Origin of the sequence: Acetobacter malorum, from assembly GCF_001580615.1 — a bacterium.
Taxonomy (GTDB): Bacteria; Pseudomonadota; Alphaproteobacteria; order Acetobacterales; family Acetobacteraceae; genus Acetobacter; species Acetobacter malorum.
On the sequence record NZ_LHZC01000055.1, the window covers coordinates 241,987 to 259,674 of the forward strand.

The 17,688-nt window shown below is 58.8% G+C and carries 18 protein-coding genes; 11 read left to right on the forward strand and 7 right to left on the reverse strand.

All coding sequences use genetic code 11. The features are described from left to right. Positions 1-45: 45 nt before the first annotated feature. Positions 46-981 (reverse strand): helix-turn-helix domain-containing protein, encoded by a 936-nt coding sequence (locus AD930_RS13905; RefSeq protein WP_043551687.1) that lies wholly within the window; start codon positions 979-981, stop codon positions 46-48. A gap of 365 nt (positions 982-1,346) precedes the next feature. Here AD930_RS13905 and AD930_RS13910 point away from each other — a divergent pair, with 365 nt between their 5' ends. Further along, positions 1,347-3,059 carry a Hint domain-containing protein gene (locus tag AD930_RS13910; RefSeq protein ID WP_167375196.1) on the forward strand — a complete coding sequence of 571 codons (1,713 nt, stop codon included), beginning with the start codon at positions 1,347-1,349 and terminating at the stop codon, positions 3,057-3,059. 81 nt (positions 3,060-3,140) lie between these two features. Here the strand turns inward: AD930_RS13910 and AD930_RS13915 are convergent, their stop codons facing one another. Together AD930_RS13915 and AD930_RS13920 are read right to left on the reverse strand one after the other, a co-directional pair. Beyond that, positions 3,141-5,066, reverse strand: coding sequence for a Hint domain-containing protein (locus tag AD930_RS13915; protein WP_061506697.1), 1,926 nt, complete (start codon positions 5,064-5,066; stop codon positions 3,141-3,143). 356 nt (positions 5,067-5,422) lie between these two features. Continuing rightward, positions 5,423-6,133 (reverse strand): LexA family transcriptional regulator, encoded by a 711-nt coding sequence (locus AD930_RS13920; protein ID WP_061506698.1) that lies wholly within the window; start codon positions 6,131-6,133, stop codon positions 5,423-5,425. 157 nt (positions 6,134-6,290) lie between these two features. On the opposite strand from AD930_RS13920, the gene AD930_RS13925 reads away from it, so the two are divergent. The 5 genes from AD930_RS13925 (at position 6,291) to grxB (ending at position 9,317) form a co-directional block, all read left to right on the forward strand. Beyond that, positions 6,291-6,884: a hypothetical protein gene (locus AD930_RS13925; protein ID WP_061506699.1), complete on the forward strand. Its 594-nt coding sequence runs from the start codon at positions 6,291-6,293 to the stop codon at positions 6,882-6,884. Continuing rightward, positions 6,881-7,741 (forward strand): hypothetical protein, encoded by an 861-nt coding sequence (locus AD930_RS13930; protein WP_061506700.1) that lies wholly within the window; start codon positions 6,881-6,883, stop codon positions 7,739-7,741. Before AD930_RS13925 ends, AD930_RS13930 begins: the two co-directional genes overlap by 4 nt. A 2-nt stretch (positions 7,742-7,743) precedes the next feature. Beyond that, entirely contained in the window at positions 7,744-7,977 is a 234-nt protein-coding gene (locus AD930_RS17965) for a hypothetical protein (RefSeq protein ID WP_156477110.1), read from the forward strand. Between the two features lie 48 nt (positions 7,978-8,025). Further along, positions 8,026-8,604, forward strand: coding sequence for a hypothetical protein (locus AD930_RS13935; protein ID WP_061506701.1), 579 nt, complete (start codon positions 8,026-8,028; stop codon positions 8,602-8,604). 65 nt (positions 8,605-8,669) lie between these two features. Beyond that, positions 8,670-9,317 carry a glutaredoxin 2 gene (grxB, locus tag AD930_RS13940; protein ID WP_061506772.1) on the forward strand — a complete coding sequence of 216 codons (648 nt, stop codon included), beginning with the start codon at positions 8,670-8,672 and terminating at the stop codon, positions 9,315-9,317. A gap of 120 nt (positions 9,318-9,437) precedes the next feature. Here the strand turns inward: grxB and AD930_RS13945 are convergent, their stop codons facing one another. Then, entirely contained in the window at positions 9,438-10,796 is a 1,359-nt protein-coding gene (locus AD930_RS13945) for a PQQ-dependent sugar dehydrogenase (RefSeq protein WP_061506702.1), read from the reverse strand. 222 nt (positions 10,797-11,018) lie between these two features. Here AD930_RS13945 and AD930_RS13950 point away from each other — a divergent pair, with 222 nt between their 5' ends. The 3 genes from AD930_RS13950 to terL are packed head-to-tail and all read left to right on the forward strand — an operon-like array spanning position 11,019 to position 13,146. Continuing rightward, the gene (locus AD930_RS13950) at positions 11,019-11,486 is read left to right on the forward strand and encodes a hypothetical protein (protein WP_061506703.1); all 468 of its coding nucleotides are present in this window, start codon (positions 11,019-11,021) and stop codon (positions 11,484-11,486) included. 6 nt (positions 11,487-11,492) lie between these two features. After that, a complete protein-coding gene (locus tag AD930_RS13955) occupies positions 11,493-11,756 on the forward strand; it encodes a hypothetical protein (protein WP_231866865.1) in 264 nt (87 codons plus the stop codon). Then, on the forward strand, positions 11,704-13,146 hold the full coding sequence (gene terL / locus AD930_RS13960) for a phage terminase large subunit (protein ID WP_061506704.1): 1,443 nt from the start codon (positions 11,704-11,706) through the stop codon (positions 13,144-13,146). Before AD930_RS13955 ends, terL begins: the two co-directional genes overlap by 53 nt. A gap of 5 nt (positions 13,147-13,151) precedes the next feature. Here terL and trhO read toward each other — a convergent pair whose 3' ends face one another. Continuing rightward, positions 13,152-14,171: an oxygen-dependent tRNA uridine(34) hydroxylase TrhO gene (trhO, locus tag AD930_RS13965; protein ID WP_373320524.1), complete on the reverse strand. Its 1,020-nt coding sequence runs from the start codon at positions 14,169-14,171 to the stop codon at positions 13,152-13,154. 144 nt (positions 14,172-14,315) lie between these two features. After that, on the reverse strand, positions 14,316-14,924 hold the full coding sequence (locus tag AD930_RS13970; RefSeq protein ID WP_061506774.1) for a peroxiredoxin: 609 nt from the start codon (positions 14,922-14,924) through the stop codon (positions 14,316-14,318). A 110-nt stretch (positions 14,925-15,034) separates the two neighbouring features. Between AD930_RS13970 and AD930_RS13975 the strand changes: the two genes are divergently transcribed. Then, positions 15,035-15,301, forward strand: a complete 267-nt coding sequence (locus tag AD930_RS13975) for a hypothetical protein (RefSeq protein ID WP_043551695.1) — start codon at positions 15,035-15,037, stop codon at positions 15,299-15,301. Between the two features lie 65 nt (positions 15,302-15,366). Here the strand turns inward: AD930_RS13975 and sodC are convergent, their stop codons facing one another. Next, positions 15,367-15,906: a superoxide dismutase[Cu-Zn] gene (gene sodC / locus AD930_RS13980; protein WP_043551697.1), complete on the reverse strand. Its 540-nt coding sequence runs from the start codon at positions 15,904-15,906 to the stop codon at positions 15,367-15,369. A 134-nt stretch (positions 15,907-16,040) separates the two neighbouring features. On the opposite strand from sodC, the gene AD930_RS13985 reads away from it, so the two are divergent. Further along, on the forward strand, positions 16,041-17,651 hold the full coding sequence (locus AD930_RS13985) for a DUF1073 domain-containing protein (protein ID WP_244150597.1): 1,611 nt from the start codon (positions 16,041-16,043) through the stop codon (positions 17,649-17,651). Positions 17,652-17,688 lie beyond the last annotated feature (37 nt).

Below are 17,688 nucleotides of genomic sequence, written 5' to 3' on the forward strand. Positions count from 1 at the left end.
CTGTAAGCCTGACCAGAAACAGGTGCAGTCAAAGAGTGTGTTCTGTCAGCTGTTAAGTGTTTTTTGCAGGTTGGAAAAAAACACTTTGGCTTCCCGGTACAGGTAATCAATCACCATTTTGCTTTCCGGATTATTCCGGGTGTTCTTATTGTAAAACATGTCAATATAATAGAGATCTATTTTTTCTTTTACAGGAACCTGCATAATCTGGTCGGCAAGGTCGGTATGCTCAAAGCTGTAGCGGCATGTCATGAAGAGGCAGTTATTTTTCACACCAAATTTTATAGAATCTACAGATTGCCCAACACTAAGGGCGATGTTGCTAAATTTTGCATCATGTGGAAGTCCAGACTCATCAAAATACTGAATAATGTAAGATGAGCTATTGATAATTTTTTTGTCGTATAAATCAGCAATGTCGTAAATACGACCTTTCTCGATTTCCGGGTTGGTTATGCTGGAGCCAATCAGCAATGGGTCCGAAAAAATATTTTTGCGAATTGTATCCTCGGAAATGAAAGAACTTCGTCCGTTCCCAATAAAAAGACAGTCATCTTCCAGATGATCAGGAGCAAGATACGGTGCAATGTCATAATCAAATGAAATTCTGGGAAACTTCCTGATGCAGTCATTCAGGACATTATCCATAAAAAGAAGTCCAGGCATATTATGGAAAAATATTTTAAAAGTTTTTTTAGCAACTTTCTTTTTTAGAATATATTCCTGAGAAAGAATCTCATAAAATGCTTTAGATATGGAATCTCTGTAGAGTATTCCTTCCCGGGTCAGGATCAGTCTCTTCCCATCCCGCTTGATCAGCTGTGTGCCCAGTTTGTGCTCAAGGCATTTGATAGCGCGTGAAATTTTTGAAGGATGCGTATCCAGAAATTTAGCAGCTTTGGAAAGAGTACCAAAATGACAGAAGAGCAAAAAAAACTCACGGTCTGTCAGGTCGGAAGTGGGGGCCAGAACGGAGAGCATTTTACGGGTGCCTTTTGGTATCTTTTCTGGTGATCAGAGTGTTTCCTGAAAAAGACCGGTACAGGCAGGCAAATCTGTCAGGTCTCGCGGAGCGCGTTCTTGTATTGTTGGAATATGAATTTCTGATGGTCGTTCAGTCCTCAAAGCATGAGGCATTATGATTCCATGTAGACAGTTCCGGAGTTCACAGACCGGCTGACGGCGCCTCTTACAGATTCTATCTATTCTTAAAAATCAAGCTCACCTTAGCACTGGTGCAAGATCACTTAGCATTTTCGTGCCTTATGTCGTCAGGGGTTGGGTGCTACTCAGAATCACGGTTTTTTATTTCCAAACAGACATATTTGTTGAGAGAGGTCCTGCTTATGGCGACTTCAGCACTCACGGCAGCCAGCGTCACATGGAAAGATGTCATCGCAAATAGTGATGCATCTAAAGCTATGGTTACACTGGATTCCTCCAGGAATGCGATTACTGTGTCAGGCGCAGTGCAAGGGGCGGGAGGGGCTTCCGATAATTTTATTAACGGTCTGGCCATAGCAGGCCGTCATCCCGTTACCCTTTCCGGTTCAGGCACGGTAACAGTTACCGGCGCCATCACGGCAAAAAGCAACACGATTATTGATGGCATCACCGTCACTGGAAACACCAGCATCAGCGGCGGCACGATTACCATTCAGGGTGGCGGCACGCTTATTGCCAGAAGTGTAACCTCAAACATTGTGTTTGGATCAACAACATCTACTGTTCCCAATACTCTTCAGCTGGATAGCACCAGCGTCACACCCACCAGTGTGACCAATCTGTCTCCTGATGATGAGATAGATTTTGTCGGTAATACCTCGGATACAAGCGTAATCTGGACAAAAAACAGTAACGATTCTTATAGCCTGAAAGGCAGTGCAGGCGATATGCTGATTTCGTCTGTCTCTTTTGCAAAAAAAGCTGATGGAACGTCTTATACTCCGGATGATTTCCGTTCCACCACGACGATTGTTGCGTACAATGGCAGCACGCCCACGAATATTACCTTCGGCTGTTTCCTTGCTGGCAGCATGATCGAAACCCCGGAGGGTGATGTGCCGGTTGAAAGTCTCAAAAGAGGCGACCAGATCATGACTTATGTCGAGGAAAGCCCCGTCAACCGCCCGGTTATCTGGGCGGGTCGCCAGCATGTCACCGTGCGTAACGGCCTCCCTGATGATGAAGCCGGTTATCCTGTTCGCATCATCAAGGATGCTATTGCCGATGGGGTGCCGTACAAGGATATGCTGATTACTGGTGATCATTGTCTGTTCTTTGATGGGGCATTTATTCCCGTTCGCATGCTGGTGAATGGCCGGTCCATCTTCTTTGACCGCAGACTCTCTTCGTACACGTACTATCATGTTGAAACGCCTCAGCACGCCGTTATCCGGGCCGATGGCGCACTGACAGAAAGCTATCTGGATACCGGAAATCGGAATAAATTCATTCAGGATAGCAAAGTTATCAAAATCCACGGACATGTTAAAAGCGAGAAGAAAGATGCAAAAGCCCCCGGCCCGGTTGCCAGCGCCACTGCTGAATCGCTTTTTGTCACGCTTCAGGCCCGGGCTCTGGCGCGCGGCGTTCCGTTCACGGTGAGCGATGTTGCTTTGAGGGATGATCCCGACCTCCGCCTTGTTACTTCAAAAGGGCAGGTCATTCGGACAATGCGTGTTAAAGGCGATAAATATCTGTTCATGATTCCACCGGGCGTGAAATCTGTGCGTATCCTCTCGCGCACAAGGCGTCCGTGTGATGGTCCCGGTCCGTTTGTGAATGACCACCGCCATCTCGGTGTGCTCGTGGGGAGCATCTCTCTTCAGAGCGTAAAGAAAAATATCGAGATTACCAGCCATCTGACCACTGTGGACGCGGACGGCTGGAGTGTTCAGGAAAATCTCCCCTGCCGCTGGACAACCGGGAGTGCCATTCTGCCGCTGCCACTGCACGTCGGGGATCAGTGCAGTATTCTGACCCTGCAGATTCTGGCCTGTGGCCCTTCTGGCAGCATGCCGGAACAGGCGGGTGTTCTGTCCGTCCGTTCAGTCTGAGAAATAAAAGAGCTTAGCTAAAAAAACCGGAAGGAGAGCCAACGCTCCTTCCGGTTTTTTATAATGTTCGTGTGACGTGGCTCAGTTGCTGACACGATACCGTGAAACGGCTGTGTCCTCACACAGATAGGGTCCGGCAGACAGAATCTTCACTGTCACTATCCGCACCGCATGCGGCAGCGTGCTCGGCACCTCCAGCAGTGCATAACCATCCGTCCAGCGCGCGCCGTTAGGTTCGGCCGCGTGCCAGCCGGGCAGGGTGCTGTTCTGCGTAGGCTGCGTGATGCTGCGTGGAGGAAGATTGCCTTCCTGCATCACAACGCCACCGATCAGAACCCCCAGCATCCGGCGGTCATCCACAAACGGCCCTTCCACATCACAGGGTCGGCTGGCGCGGGAGACAAGACGCACCTGCGTGACACCCGCCGGAAGCATGAAGGACGCCATGCCGTCCTGCTTGCGGATTTTACGGATTGTCTTCCCACACACTGTTTCCAGATGCAGGTCCGCATCATGCGTCAGTTCCGGGCTGGGCATAAGCCCTTCACCACACACGCCAGATGACTGTGCAGCCCGTTCTGCCAGCGCACGGAACAGAGGTTTCACTTCATCGCGCGTCACGGCCAGCGGGACGGCGGCATGCTGGGCCCAGGTACGCGGACCAGCGCCCAAAGTCGCCACTTTGCCGGCCTGTGCAAAGCTGCCCCGGTTGCCGGTATCCAGATAGCTTTCCGTCAGCATCCCATTGGCCATAATCACAGCATGCTGCGCGGTTTCCACATGGTAATAGGTGTACTGCGTCAGGCTGCGATCATAAAAAATGCTGCTGCCATTGACCAGCATCCGAACAGGCACAAAGCGACCGTTCAGAAACAGACAATGTTCCGGCGTAATCAGCAGGTCTTCATACGGCACGCCATCGGCAATGGCCCCGGCCCGGATCCGCACGGGATAGCCCGCTTCATCATCCGGCACGCCGGCACGCACCGTCGCGGTCTGATACCCGGCCCAGATAACGGGCTGATACACATCCTGGCCCGTCGTCACAGTCAGAACCAGATCGCCCACCCCCACATCTTCAACAGCCACATCGCCTTTTGCGGTGCGGATCAAAGACCCGGCAAGGAAGCACGTCACCGTGGCCGTTTGCGCGGTGCTGTTATAGGTCAGCCCGGCATTCTGGTAGTAGGTCGCGCCTGTATGCTGAGAATCACCATGGTTACCGTCGATGGTGCCCGCAGACGTCGCAGCAGGACTCAGATCCTGCGGGGAATAATAAACCGTATTCCCATTGGCATCAGTGGCGGTCGTGCCATCGGCATTTTTCTTTGGGGCAAAGGAAACGCTGCTGGCAATGGCGTTCTGCGTCCAGTTGCCGTCATACGCCGCCAGTGTGTAGGTGTTGCTGCTGCCCTGCTGAATCCACCGGACATGCGGATAACCAGATTTTTCCACCACAATGCTGTCAGCAGGGGTAAAGTTCTGCACGCTGCCCACAGTCAGGGAGGGATTGTTCAGCACCAGCGTATTGTGGGTGTTGTCCGGTGTTTCACCAAACACCACAGTTCCGGGCACGCTGCCATTCAGGCTGACGGTTGCTCCATCAGCAATGCCCAGCGTGCCATTGATCGTGGCGGAAGAGGGCGCATTCAGCGTCGTGCTCGGACCGCTGAGTGTCAGCGTTCCCGTGTTCGCAACGGTCAGTCCGTTGGCGTTCAGTGTGCCGTTCTCCAGCGTCACCGCAGCGCCGCTGTCCACCGTCATGTTGCTAACACCGCCATAGGTCTGGCCACCCAGATCAACCGTAGCGTTGGACGGAAAGGCCACCGGAGCCCATGTGCTGCTCGTGCCAGGCGGCAGAGCAACCTGCTGGCCATTAACCCAGGTTAGGGGGTACGTCGCGGGGTTTCCGTTGGAATCATAGTAAGTCCAGTTTTTAGTATCCGCCCAGCTCGTTCCGTCTCCGGCGCCAGTCCAGATATAAGTCGCGGTATAAGAAGCACCCAATGCGTGCACCCTTCTTTTGTTAAGTTTTTCTTAGAATTTATTCTTTCACTATGCATATCAATCGATCATAGTTATTCAAATTATGATTTTTTAATGAATCTAAAGGGAACACGCTGTAATTGTTTGTATCGAAAAAGATACAAAACGCGTGCAGAGGCTATACTTCGGCTATATCCCGCAGAAATAGCGTCAGATTGTGTCTCATAATTTGGATGTATTGTGTTATATCACGCTTGAAACGATATTTTTTCTTGGTTTCAAAGCGAATATGGCAATTCTGTGCACTCATTACAGTATTGCAGAGTGCAGCATTCTTGCTCTGAGCGTGTCAGTTTGGGCGCATTAAGCGGCGACCGTTACAGCCGCCGCGCAAACCACACCACCCGGCCGATAATCTGCACCAGCTCGGCGGGGACCTCATAAGGGGAAAAACGCGGGTTTTCGGACTTGATGCGCACCATCGGTTCCGAGGCCTCATGCGCCCGCTCGGCCCATTTACACACCACGCCATCTCCATCAAACAGCACAAAAATGCCCGGTTCGATAATGGATGTCTTGCGCGTGTCCACCAGCACCATGTCTCCGTTCTGAAGCATCGGTTCCATGGACTGGCCTTCCACCTCAATCACCCTCAGGTCAGAGGGGGAGGCCCGCAGCGCGCCGCGCACAAAATCTTCTTCAAAAAACTTGGGGCGTCCCAGCAGCCGGTCTTCCACATAACCGCAGCCGCCCATGCCTGCCCGTAGCGAGATATAGGGCACAGCCACATACCCCGGCGGGTTCCGTTCCACCGTAATTTCCGGCTGATCCGGGGCCGCAATGTAGGCAGAGCGCGCCTCCCGCGCCACGGTCTGCCCACCAGCGGGGAACAGCAGATCCCGCGCCGTGCAGCCCAGAATGGAGGCAACGCGCTCCAGCTTTTCGCCCCCGGGATTGCGCGATTTTCCTTTCAGAATATCGCGCACATAGGTGTCACCAACCCCCGCATTACGGGACAGTGCTTTTTGCGTCAGCCCCAGCAGGGACATCCGGCGTTCCAGTTCTCTGGCAACATGTGAGCGATCCATAGGGGGAACTATCCCACGTCGTCCCTTAAAGATCAAATGGGATATATCACTTCAATATCCCCTTGACCTCTTGTGACTGGTCACCCTACCGTCCCCCTTAAGCCTCACCGGTGTGATGAGGCCGTTTTGATCGCCTCCATTCAAAGGAAGAGTGCCTATGTCGGCCTCACAGACTCCCGCCCACTCCATTTCAACCCAACTTTCTGGCAGGTTTTCTGCCGCCACTCTGGTGCGCACCCCCGGCACGTCTCACGTCAGCCGGATCAAGGCTCCCCAGAGCCTGCCCCGCAAACCTGCTCATGCAGGCCCTTCTGCCGCAGCCCACGCCATCCCCCCGCGTCCCCCCATTGCCGTTCCGTCTGGCCGCCCTGCATCCCCGCAGCGTATTTCAGCTCAAAAATGTGACAAATCCCTCGATTCGTCTTCTACGTCCCCTGCACGCAGCGCCGACACCGCCCTCCACGCCGCCGCCCGCCCCAAAACGGATGCCGCCCTGCTGGAGCAGATGGTCACCCTGCGTCGCGCCGGCAAATCCCTGCGTCAGATCGGTCGGCAGACAGGCCGCTGTATGGAAGGCGTGCGGCAGGCTCTCCTGCGGTATGAGCAGGCCCGGTCCGAAACCCCGGCCCAGTACGCGCAGGATGAGGAGTGGCACGAACCCCTGCGTGATCCGGAACCTCTCCCCACCGGCCACCCCGTCGCCACGCAGGCCATCTGGCGCGGTTTGGAGCGCTGGAGGGACATGGTATGAGCAAGCGCCGCTGGTCCAAATTCTGGTGGCAGGATTACGAGCGCGACCCCGCTTTGCGCCTGTGCTCACTCGCCGCACAAGGTCTGTGGATGCGCCTGCTGTGCCTGATGCACGAGGCCGAACCGTACGGCCACCTGTGCGTCAACCACCGCCCGCTGCATACGCGCCAGCTTGCGCAAATGCTGGGCGTGTCAGACCGCCAGATCCAGCGCCTGATGGCCGAACTGCGCGAGGCCGGGGTGTATAGCACCACACCAGAGGGCGCGGTTTTCTGCCGCCGCCTGTTGCGGGATAAAGCCGCGTCGGACCTCGGTTCACACTGGGGCCGCACGGGCGGCAATCCCCAGCTCAAATCCGCACCCCAACTGCCGCCGGAAGGGGCAGGGGAGGGCTTAACCACCCCCGCATCCCAGCCCCTTAAACACCAAGAAGCAGAGGCAGAGTCAGAAGCAGAGTCCTCCCTCACTGCGTTCGGGCCGGACAGTGATGCGCGCACGCATTTATTCAACACAGGGCTGTTGTTTTTAAAACGGGTCACCGGCAGACCAGACCGCTCCGCCCGTGCGCTGCTGGGCAAATGGCTGAAAATGCTCGCCGATGATGCCGCCACCCTTCTGGCCGTGCTGGCCGAATGCGAGGCCTTCAACCCCGCCGAACCCGTCTCCTGGCTGGAAGCCACCATCCGCCACCGCCTCGCCGCAGAGGCCGAAGCCGCGCAAACCGACGCTGCCCAGCCCGAAGCCACCAGTCAGTCCACCCCCGCGCCCAACGCCACCACTCCGGCAGGCCCGGCCCCTACACCGCACGCCAAACGCATGACTGCATGGGCCGCCGTGCCCGATCTGGAAGGAGTCTGACCATGCTCGCCCCAGCCCGCACACTCACTTCTCACCCGGCCCCCACCAGCGGCACGGCTCAAGCGGCTCCCACCACTGGCACGTCTCACCTGGCTCCCACCATCGGCACGCCCACATCCGCCCCGCACCCCATCACAAACCACACCACAGCCCCGTCACACACCACCAGCTTTCCCACCTCACATCCCGTGTCACACTCCACGTCACACACCCCAACCCCACACGCCGCCGCATAACCCTGGCACGCTTCCCTGTATCCTGACGCATCCCTCAAAGGCCCTCACATGGCAAAACTGAAAACCAGAAATCACGCTTCCACACCAAATACTTTCTCAGAAAATGGCCCCACGCCAGAACGCCGCGCCCGCTCGGAATTTGTCGGCACAGCGCCCACTCGTGTTTTGCGCACCGTGCAATCTCTGCTGCAAGCGGGTGACATCACCCAGCCCGCCGCCGATGCCGCCGAGCGCTGGTATCGGGATTACGTATTTGGCTATTGTGACTACGTGGAATTTTCCGAGCAGCACCGCCCCAGCACGCTCACCCGGCATGATGCCGTCTCCTGGCAACTGGTCCGCGCCCGTGCCATGGCGCGAATCACGGAAGCCAGAGAGGCTCTGGGCCTGTGCGCACATCAACGCCTGCGGATGATGCTGGTGGATGAACTCTCATTCCGCGCCATGGGCGAGGCCCTGTTCCCCACCATCTCGGCCAGCTCCTCACAGCGCAAAATTGCAGCCCAGTGCGCGTTATTGCTCGAACAGCTTGCCGCGCGGGAGGACGCTGCCCGTAAGGCCGCCAAAGCCGCCCGCAGCACAAAGAATACCATCCGGGAGCCTGCCGCCCGCACAGAACAGGCTTGACGCACAGGGGTGTTTCAGAACAGGGCAGGGGGAAGGCCCACCGTATCCGTATGGAGCAGAGTAGCATGACCCGGAAACTCTACATCTATGACCACTGCCCGTTCTGCGTAAAAGCAGAGATGATTTTCGGTCTGAAAAACCTCCCCTTTGAACGCATCATCCTGCTGAATGATGATGAAGCCACGCCCATCGGCATGGTCGGCCGCAAATCCCTCCCCATTTTAGAGGAAGACGGCCACTTCATGCCGGAAAGCATGGATATCGTCACCCATATCGACCAGCAGGGCACCCCCATCCTCACCGGCACGCCCAACCCCGCCATTACGGAATGGATCAGTGCGACCAGCAGCACGCTCTACCGCCTGTTCCTGCCGCGTGCCGCCTGCGCCCCGCTGCCGGAATTTGCGACCACCGCAGCCCGCGCCTACTTCCTGACAAAAAAGGAAGCCTCCACCGGCCCGTTCTTTGAAATTCTGAAAGACAGTGATGGTGAAATCGGCAATCTGAATACCATGCTGAAAATGCTGGCCCCGCTCATCCGCAGCCCGGAAGCGGTCAACGGCACGCTCTCCACAGATGATATTCACCTGTTCGCCCACCTGCACAGCCTCTCGCTTATTCGCGGCATCGTCTATCCGCCCGCCGTTGAGGCCTACCGTCAGACCCTCTCCCGCCTCTCCGGCGTTGGCCTGTATGACGGCATTTCTGCCTGAATAAGCAGGAATTTTTCACAAAAAAAGGGGCTGACCAGAACACCCGGTCAGCCCCTTTTTTACGCACTCTTTAGCAAAACACCGCACCAGCCTACCGTAAACCTGCGGGAACGGGTTCCCTCATTTGCCGGGAAGCGTTTTTTCCACCTGCGCGTCAGAAACCCGCCAGATCACATTCCCCACATCATCCGCCACCAGCAAGGCCCCCGTCTGGTCCAGCGCCAGCCCCACAGGCCGCCCATGGGCACGGTTCTTATTCGGCGTCAAAAAGCCTGTCAGCACGTCCACCGGCACACCGGACGGGCGACCATTCAGGAACGGCACAAATATCACCTTATACCCGCTCTTCGGCCTGCGGTTCCAAGACCCATGCTGGGCAATAAACGCCCCGTTTCGCCACCCTGCAGGAAGGCTGCTGTCTGCGCCAAAAACCAGACCAAGACTGGCTGTATGCGGACCAAGCGCATAATCAGGCGCAATAGCAGCCGCCACCCGCTCGGGGTTTTGCGGGGTTACCCGCGTATCCACATGCCCGCCATAATAGCTGAAGGGCCAGCCATAAAACGCCCCTTCCTTTACGGAGGTCAGGTAATCAGGCACCAGATCACTGCCAATTTCATCCCGCTCATTCACCGCAACCCACAGCGCGCCGGTTTGTGGTTCCCACGCCAACCCGTTGGGGTTGCGCAAGCCGGTGGCAAACGGCGTCAACGTGCCGGTTTTTAAATCAAGTTTGTCAATCCGCGCCCGGCCTTCCTCAGCCTGCAAACCATTTTCCGCCACGTTGCTGTTGGAGCCTATGGTCACGTAAAGGGACTGCCCATCAGGGCTTGCCAGAATATTCTTGGTCCAGTGGTGGTTATAGCCAGAGGGCAGGTCCACCACCTTTTCCCCCGCTGCGGTAATGGATTTCTCTCCACTCTGATACGGAAAACGCCAGATGGAATCAGCATTCGCCACATAAAGCGTGTTCTCAATCAGCGCCATGCCAAAGGGCGAGTGCAGGTGGTCCAGAAACACGCTCTGCTCCTCCGCAACCCCATCTTTATCGGCATCCCGCAGCAGGATAATACGGTTCGGGCTGGGCACATTCGCCCCCGCAAGCCCCTGAATGGCCCCGGCAATGCGGGTTTTAAAGGACTTGTTTTCCGTGTCGGGGGAATTGGTTTCCGCCACAAGCACATCCCCGTTCGGCAAGGCATACAGCCAGCGCGGGTGGTCCAGCCCTTTTGCAAAGGCCTTTATGCTCAGCCCACCGGAGGCATGGGGCATTTCCCCGTCTTTCCAGCCAACCGGGCGGGCAATATTAACCGTCGGCACAACTGTGGCATGCGGCGGTGGCAGTTTGGGGTGCGGCCCCGTTCCGGCAGCAACAGGGAGCAGGGCATATTCCGGCCGCAGCACAAACCTGTATGTCCCAGCCCCCACAAGGAGCAAGGCAACTCCTACCCCCAGAAGATAACGGCGTGTACGTGTCATGAGTGTGCCCATCCCTGTTCGTCAGGCACACGGCCACAGAGATGTGCCGGAGCCTCTCCCTTCAAACACGCAAGCGGGGCGGAAGTTCATTCAGGCCAGAAATCCTGCATTCCGCACGCCTTGTCGGCGCGCGTGGTCACTCCTATCCCTTGGGCATCATCACAAAAGTCCTGCCAGAGAGGGTTTTTCAAAACCCCCGGCAGTAAAGTCTCAGGAGTCCTCATGGCGGGTCCATCCCCGGCTACAGGCGTGCGCGCGGGTGCCGTCTTCTGTTCCGCCGCAACATGGTGGGTTCTGGCGGCGCGCCAAGGGGCCGCTCTGGTGTTCTGCCCCATCCTCCCGCAGTCAGAAAACTGCCACCGGGCCGATATCCCGGTGCCCTGGGCGGAAGCCCTGCAGGTAGGTTGCCCGGATGGCACCCGCATCCGCTGCCGCCCGGTCCTGCGTGCGTCCACCCACGGGCTCACCCGGCGCGGCCAGTTTGGCGCAAATCTCACAGACTGCATCGTCACCACGCTCAGCGCAGAACTCCGCCACCGCCAGCAGGAAGACGCCGCCACATCCCGCTTTGCTGCAAGACCTCGCGGAAAAATAAGCAGCTTTCACGCATCCGCTTCCTGCACCGGTGCGCTCCATCTGCCTCCATACCGCCCCGAACCCCGCTCCCCCCGCGCGCTGCATTTTTTCTGAAAATCCATGCCGGAAAAACCAACGCCTCCCAAAAGACGCCCCAGAAAATCCGCGCCCATTACCCCGCTGGATATTTTCACCCGCGTCATGCAGGGGGACGAGACCATAACAGACCGCCAGTTTGACGCTGCCAAAGTGGCCGCCCCCTACCTGCACCCCAAGCTGGCGGGCCTGTCCATGAATGCGGTTGTCCGCCGCAGCGTCGAAGAGTTTTCGGATGATGAACTCAACACACTTGCGCAAACAGGCGCAGCAGGCCGCCCGGACTGAACTCGCCCGGCGGGTTGCGGCCAGAGAGGGGCTTCTGGATTTCACGCGCTACACCATGCCGGATTATCAGGCCGGCGCGCATCATCACCTGTTGTGTGACAAACTGGATGCCGTGGAACGCGGGGCCATCACCCGTCTCATGGTCTTCATGCCACCCCGGCATGGAAAATCTGAGCTAACCAGCAAGCGTTTTCCGGCATGGTATCTGGGCCGCAACCCGAACAAACAGGTTGTATGCGCCTCCTACGGGGCCTCTCTAGCGCAGGATTTTGGGCGGGATGTCCGCAATCTCGTCGCCTCCCGCCGTTTCAACTCTCTGTTCCCCACCGTCACACTCGCCGCAGACAGCAGCGCGAAGGATGCCTGGCACACAGCACAAGGCGGCCTCTACGCCAGCATGGGCATCGGTGGCGGCCTGACAGGGAAGGGCGCACACCTCGCCATTGTGGATGATCCCGTCAAGGACCGTCAGGAAGCCGAAAGCCCCGCCCGCCGCGCCGCCGTGTGGGACTGGTATCGCGCCGTCCTGCGCACCCGCCTCATGCCGGGCGGGGCCATTGTGCTGGTGATGACGCGCTGGTCCCCCGATGACCTCGCAGGCCGCCTGCTGGATGAGATGCAGTCCGGCACCGGTGAGGCATGGGACATCCTCCGTCTCCCCGCTCTGGCGGAAGAGGCCGATCCACTCGACCGCGCCCCCGGCACAGCCCTCTGGCCGCAGGCATTCCCGGAGCCGGAACTCGCCCGCATCCGCCTCGCCATTGGCGCGCGGGAATGGGGCGCACTCTACCAGCAATCCCCCGTCCCGGCGGAAGGCACCCTGTTCCAGACGGGCATGATCAGCGTCCAATCCGCCGCCCCCGCAGGCGGCCAGACCGTCCGCCGGTGGGACCTTGCCGCCACCCGCCACAGCACGGGCCGCAATGCGGACTGGACGGTGGGCGTCAAACTCTCCCGCCTGCCAGATGGCCGGTTCTGCGTGCTGGATGTCACCCGCCTGCGCGGAGACCCCGCTCAGGTAGAAGCAACACTCCTCGCCACCGCCGCGCAGGACGGCCCCGCAACCCGCATCATCCTGCCGCAGGACCCCGGTCAGGCCGGCGTCGCACAAGCCCGATATCTGACAGGCCGCCTCGCGGGCTATCAGGTCAAAACCGTGCGGGAGACGGGCGATAAAGCCACCCGCGCCGCCCCGTTCGCAGCCCAGGTCAACGCGGGCAACGTCCTCGCCGTCCGCGCCCCCTGGACCCCAAATTTTCTGGAAGAACTCGCCGCCTTCCCCGGCGGCGGACATGACGATCAGGTCGACGCCGCAGCAGGGGCCTTCACAGCCCTGACTGACGCCACACCCCTGCCACGCTTCGCTCCAGATTTCCTCGCCCGGATCTGACGGTTTTACTGCGCGGCGTGCTGCCGCTTCTCATTCTGCCGACGGATTTCTTCTTCCCGCTCCCGGCGCTTGCGCTCACGGATTTCATCCATATGCGCGCCCAGATGCACTTCCCCGCGTTCCGCCGCCAGTTGCGCCTGCCGTTCGCGCTCAGCATAACGGGCGCGCTGTTTTTCATCGCGTTCGCTGTAGCAATGCGGGCAACTCACCCCATGCTCATATTCGGAGGAGGCCATTTCTTCCGCCGTCAACGGCATGCGGCAGGCATGGCACTGGTCGAGTGATCCCGGTTCCAGCCCGTGCTTCACCGTCACGCGCTGGTCAAATACAAAACATTCGCCACGCCACAGGCTTTTTTCTTCGGGAATGTTTTCCAGATATTTCAGAATGCCACCCTGTAAGTGGTAAACCTCGTCCAGCCCTTCCGCTTTCACAAACGCGGTGGCTTTTTCACACCGGATCCCGCCCGTGCAGAACATGGCAATGCGCGGCGTGCGCCCTTCGGCAATCAGCTCTTCCCGGTGCGCCCGGAACCACTCCGGGAACTCCCGGAAGGTCTTGGTCTTCGGGTCAATCGCGCCCTTAAAAGTGCCGGCGGCCACTTCATAGTCGTTGCGGGTATCAATCAGAATGGTGTCCGGGTCTTCCAGCAGCGCGTTCCATTCCTCGGCGGGCACGTAATGGCCCACGTCAGAACGCGGGTCGAGCCCCGGCACACCCATGGTCACAATCTCTTTCTTCAGTCGCACCTTCATGCGCAAAAACGGCATACTGGGCGCGCGGGAGAACTTGACCTCAATTTCCGCACAGCCGGGCAGGGCGCGGATATGCTCCAGCACCGCCGCAATGCCTGCATCCGTGCCCGCAATGGTACCGTTAATGCCTTCACGCGCCAGCAGCAGGGTGCCCTGCACGCCGTTTGCATCACACGCCGCCTGCAACGGGCCGCGCAATTCGGCAAAGTTTTCAAACGGCGTAAAGCGATACAGCGCAGCAACGCAAATCGGCAAAGAGGTCTCAGTCACGGCAACAACCAGTCCAGAAGTGCGATTGCAGATCAGTCCGGGCTTTCCGCATGCCAGTCCGCACACCGCCCCCTGCCGCAATCAGGATGAAATCAGCCCGCCAGACTTACTCCTCCACCCCGGTGCAGGACAAGGGCTAGCCTGTTACGGCGCCTTCTGAACAGGCTGCGCCACCCGCCAGACCTGCACGGCTTCCAGCGTTTTCTGCACATGCGTCTCCGGGTCGCCGGAGGTGTAGCTCAGCACAATTTTGCCCTCCGGCGTAATCACAAAGGATGTGCGGGAGGACAGCGCAAAGGACCCCTGCGTCTTCTGGCTGTCATACAGTCCCGCTACTTTCGCACCCGGGTCGGCCAGCACGGGGAACGCACTGCGGCATTCTTCTTTGGAGAACTCAGCCACGCGGTCCACATTGCCCGCCGTCACACCCACCACGGTCGCACCGAGTTTTTTGAACGTGGGGATTGCTTCCGCAAAAGCATGCGCTTCCAGCGTACAGCCACTCGTAAAGGCGGCGGGGAAGAAATACAGCACCACCGGCCCCTTCTTCAGCTCTTCTTTGAGCGAGAATTTAATAGGTTTGCCCCCCAGCGCGCCATCCAGCGTAAAATCCGGGGCCGTGGTCCCGTTTGCCAGTGCGGCATGGGCGGCAGGAGTCATGGCCCCCGTGGCCAGCAGGGCAGATCCGGCCAGCATCGGGGCCAGAAGCGCCATCCGGGTCAGGCGGCGTATCGGTGTCAGAACACGAGTCATCAGGCAACTCCCAATGTCATTGCAGGCAAAAGAAGCAGAATCATCACTTGAGACTCTTCCTTTTTTCTGTCCATGCTGCATAGGTGACGGGTCAGTAAAGGAAAAAGACCATGAGCGAAGAAAACATGAGCGACGAAAACGACGTGATCGTTGGTTATCTCGTACAGCGTGAAGACGAGGACGGCGACGTAACGTTCTGGGATCCGCGCAACGAGTGGCAGGAAGACCCCAACGAAGGCAAGTTCTACGAAAGCGAGGACGAAGCCAACGCAGACGCCAAAAAGCTTCAGGAAGGCGATAGCGCAACCATCACGGTTGAACTGGTCTTCGAAGATGATGAAGACCCCGAAGAAGACGCTGAAGACGAAAAAGCCTGATCTCGCATCAGCAGCAGGGCAGGGGGCACCTCACCGGGTTTCCCCTGCCTTTGCGCATCTCAGTTTTATGATCCCGCTTTAATCACCGCACACGCCACCCGATCACCCGAGCCACCAATCGGCTGCGAGGTATAATCATCCGGGTGCGCATGGATCACCAGCGCCGAGCCCCCATCGGCCAGCAGGGCAGGCCGCGTGCTTCCGGGTTTCAGAGAAACCAGAGTGGAATACAGCTCCACCGTCGCCTGACCGTCCGGCCCCACATACAGGTTCGGCAAGTCCCCATTATCATTCGCATTGTCATGCAGCAGCCCATGCACCACCGGCTTCACGGTATGCACATGCGCGCCCGCACTGGTAAATTTCGGGGCTTCACAACTGCCTTTTTCATGAAAATGCATCCCATGCCACCCCGGAGAGAGGTTGCGCACGCTCACCCGTAGCAGCACGCCACCAGGTGCATTCGTCACTTTCACGGTGCCGACTTCCGCGCCATCCGCGCCCACCAGCGTACCGTCCGCCGTTTCCGCCGCACTGGCCAGCGGAGAGGCCATTACGCCCAGCAGCAGTCCTGCCGCCAGCGCTTTCGTCAAACCTGTTTTCATACCGGGTATTCCTTCAATCCTGACAGTCCGCCACTCGTAACCCGCAAACACGCTCCGGGTTCCCGAACATCCGCCTGTTGTGATGCCCCGTCTACCCCTTCCGTCGCACCCCTCTGTTCCGGAGAGCCCTCCCCGTGCCACGCCCTACATTCCTCTCCCGCTGGTTCTCCCCGCGCCACACCACGCCAGACCTCTCCACTGCCGCGCCCTCACAGGCAGCACGGCAATTCCTACACGCCGTAAGCCACTCCCCGCGCCACGCCCTATCCCGCACCACATGGGACACAGACCGCACTCTCCGCCAGGAACCTCGCCTGAACGTCCCCAGTCCACAGCCAGCCCCAACACCTCCCGGCATCGGCCCGCGAGACATGGCGGAAACCCTGCGTGTGCAAAGCCTCCCCGCGCAGGCGGACGTGTTCCGGCCCTACCAGCCGCCCAAAGGCGTGCGGGGTGATGGCCGCACCCATCTGGCTATGGACAGCGCTGCATCCGCCAACCCCGGCCTGCTCGGCTGGCTGCGGCAGGCGGTGGCGGAGGGTGTCGCCTTTCCCGGTTACCCGCGCCTTGCGGAACTCTCCCAGCGTGCGGAATACCGGCATATGGTGGAGGTCATCGCCGCCGAGGCCACGCGGGAATGGATCACCTTCCGCGCCCGCGGCACGGCGGACAAAAAGCAACGCCTTGCCGACATTGAGCGCGAATTTACCCGCCTGAACGTGCGCGATGTCCTGCGCCGCATGGCGGAGTATGACGGCTATTACGGCATGGGCCTGCTCTATGTGGACACCGGCCAGCCCCGCACGGGCGGAGGGCTGGAAACCCCTCTGCTGCTCCGGCCGGAAACCTTCCGCAAAGGCTCGCTCCGCGCCCTCGTGCCGATCGAACCCGTCTGGACCACGCCAGACCAGTATGACACCGCCAACCCCCTCAGCACGGAGTTCTATCAGCCCTCGCGCTGGTGGGTGCAGGGTGGCCTGCTGCACAGCACACGGCTGTTGCAGTTTGTCTCACGCCCGGTGCCAGACCTTCTCAAACCTGCTTATAATTTCGGCGGTTTGTCGCTCTCGCAAATGGCGCGCCCTGCGGTGGAAAACTGGCTGCGCACCCGCCAGTCCGTCTCAGACCTTCTGAACGCGTTCTCCATCGTCGCGCTCTCCACCGACATGTCGGCCTACGCGCAGGACCCGGAAGGCCTCCTCAGCCGCATCGAGGCCTTCAACCGCTTCCGCTCCAATCGCGGCACCTTCGTGCTGGATAAGGACCGGGAAAAACTGGAACTTCTGGCCGCCCCGCTCGCCGGGCTGGACCGCCTGCAAGCGCAGGCGCAGGAGCAGATGTGCGCCGTGGCGCAGGAACCGCTGGTCAAATTCACCGGCATCACTCCCAGCGGCCTGAACGCCTCCGCAGATGGAGAAATCCGGGTTTTCTATGACCGCGTGCACGCGTTTCAGGAAACACTCTACCGCAAAAACCTGACCACTATCCTGCACATGGTCATGCTCAACCTGTGGGGCGAGATCGACCCGGATATCGACTTCACCTTCGTCTCCCTCTGGCAGATGGATGAACTCGCCCGCGTCACCCTGCAAAAAACCCGCGCGGATATCGATGCCCAGAACATCCGCTCCGGCATCATCACCCCCGCAGAAGCCCGCAGCCGCACCACGCACGACACCAGCGGCCAGTACGCCACCGTCAGTCTCACGGCCAAACCGCCTGCGTCGCCCACACCGTCCGCCTGAAGCAAGACAGGACACGGCACACAGCACACAGTGCAAA